Source organism: uncultured Aquincola sp., assembly GCF_964001545.1.
Classification (GTDB): domain Bacteria; phylum Pseudomonadota; class Gammaproteobacteria; order Burkholderiales; family Burkholderiaceae_C; genus Aquincola.
On the sequence record NZ_CAXFDV010000512.1, the window covers coordinates 1 to 1,933 of the forward strand.

Below are 1,933 nucleotides of genomic sequence, written 5' to 3' on the forward strand. Positions count from 1 at the left end.
GCACCGCGCGCTGGATGCGCGCCAGCGCCGCGGCTTTCACAACAGCGTGTACCGCGGCCGCCTGACCGATGCGGCCATGAGCCTGGCGGCCAAGGTGGTGCCCACCATCGGCACGCTGATCCAGGGCTCGGACGACCTGCAGCAGCTGTCGGTGGCCTACCCCGACAGCCCGCTGAGCGAAGACCACCTGAGCAACGGCCTGCGCCAGCTGGTGGGCAGCGATGCGGTGCGGGCCGGTGCGCGCGCGCCCGATGCGCCGGTGGTGGCAGCCGATGGCGCGTCCACCCGCTTGTTCGACCACCTCTACAACCCAGACGGCTGGACCTGCGGCTGGGCACTGCTGGCCTTCGATGGCCGGGACAAGACGGCGCTGCCGGCCTTGCAGCAGGCCATAGTCGCGGTGCAGGCCTGGCCCTGGGTGCGGCCGCGCCTGGTGCTGGGCGCGGCCACGCCCAAGGACGACGAAGGTGCGCTGCTACTGAACGACCTGGACGGCGTGGCCCATGCAGCCTATGGCCTGGCCGGCCAGCCGCCCGCGCTGGTGCTGGTGCGGCCCGACGGGCACATCGCCTGGCGCGGCCAGGCGCACAAGCCGCAGGCGCTGGCCGATTACTGCGCCAAGGTGTTCGGCCCGCCGGCTTCCGGCGAGGCGCCTTCAGCGCAGGCTTGAGGTTCAGCGGCCAGCAGCCGCTTCGCCCGCGCGCAGCGCGGCCTTCAGGTGTTCGGCAAAGGCATGCGCGATCACCGGCAGCTGCCGGCCGCGCAGGCCGGCCAGCACCAGCCGGCCATGCGGAAAGTGCCGGTCTTCCAGCGGCCGGGCCACCAGCGCGCCGCCGTCGGCCACGGTGCCGATGGCGATCTGGAACGACACCGCCTGGCCGTGGTACAGGCAGCCGCGCAAGAACTCGAAGGAGTTGCTTTCCACCGCCGGCCGCAGCTTGACCGAACTGCGCGCCAGGAACTTTTCCAGCAGCTGGCGGCCGCCGATGTCGCGGTTGGGCAGCACCAGCGGATAGTCGGCGCAATCGCGCACCCGCACGCTGGCCCGCGCGGCCAGCGGATGGTCGCGGTGCATCACCGCCTGCAGCCGCTGCTCATGGTCGGCCAGCACCTCGATGTCGGATTCGGGCGCCAGGTTGAACACCAGGGCCAGGTCGGCCTCGAAAGCGCGCAGTGCTTCCAGCGCATGCAGGTGGTCGCCGATGCGCACCTGATGCACCGCCAGCGGATGCGCCTGCCGGAAGCTGGCCACCACCTGCGGCAGAAAGGCCGGCGCCAGCGCCTGGCTGGCCACCAGGCTCACGCGGCCGCGGCGCAGGCCCTTGAGCTCTTCGATCTGCGAGCGCACCTCGTCCAGCTCGGCGGTGCGGCCGCGGATGTAGCGCACGAACAGCTCGCCCGCGGCCGTCAGCCGCATGCCACGCGGCAGCCGCTCGAAGATGGGCGTGCCCAGTTCGTCTTCCAGGTCCAGGATGCGGCGGTTGACCGCCGACGGCGCCACATGCAACCGCTCGGCCGCCTGGCGGATGGAGCCGGCCCGGGCCACTTCGTCGACGTAGCGCAAAAAACGCAGGTGATTCATGCGGCGCCGTGCAGCAGGTTCGGTGCCATGCGGTCTGTGCTGACCGTAGCCGAAACGGCATCGTTGTGTGCACTCTGGTGTCCAAAGTGGCAACGGTGCGCACCAGGATCAGGCCTGGATGCACGGTGTTGGGCGCAACCGCGGCAAAGGGGCGTGGAGGCGCCAGCGGCCGGCCGGCCCGAAAGGCGCGACCACCGAGGCGCGGCAGGCATCGCGGCCGGCGCGCCTTCACGCACCGCCATCACGCCCCAGCCCAACACCCGCGCGGCCCGGCGCCCCACCGTTGCCGTTACGGCAACACACCCAGCGCCAAACGGCAGCCTTCCAGCACGCTGAAAACGCGTTTGCGGC

General features: G+C 71.5%; 1 protein-coding gene and 1 pseudogene. One reads left to right on the plus strand and one right to left on the minus strand.

The window, feature by feature from the left end; genetic code table 11:
* Positions 1–670 (plus strand): annotated as a pseudogene (locus ABNT58_RS17340) (hypothetical protein); the annotation flags it as partial.
* A gap of 3 nt (positions 671–673) precedes the next feature.
* Here ABNT58_RS17340 and ABNT58_RS17345 read toward each other — a convergent pair.
* A complete protein-coding gene (locus ABNT58_RS17345) occupies positions 674–1,582 on the minus strand; it encodes a LysR family transcriptional regulator (RefSeq protein WP_348754694.1) in 909 nt (302 codons plus the stop codon).
* Positions 1,583–1,933: the final 351 nt, after the last annotated feature.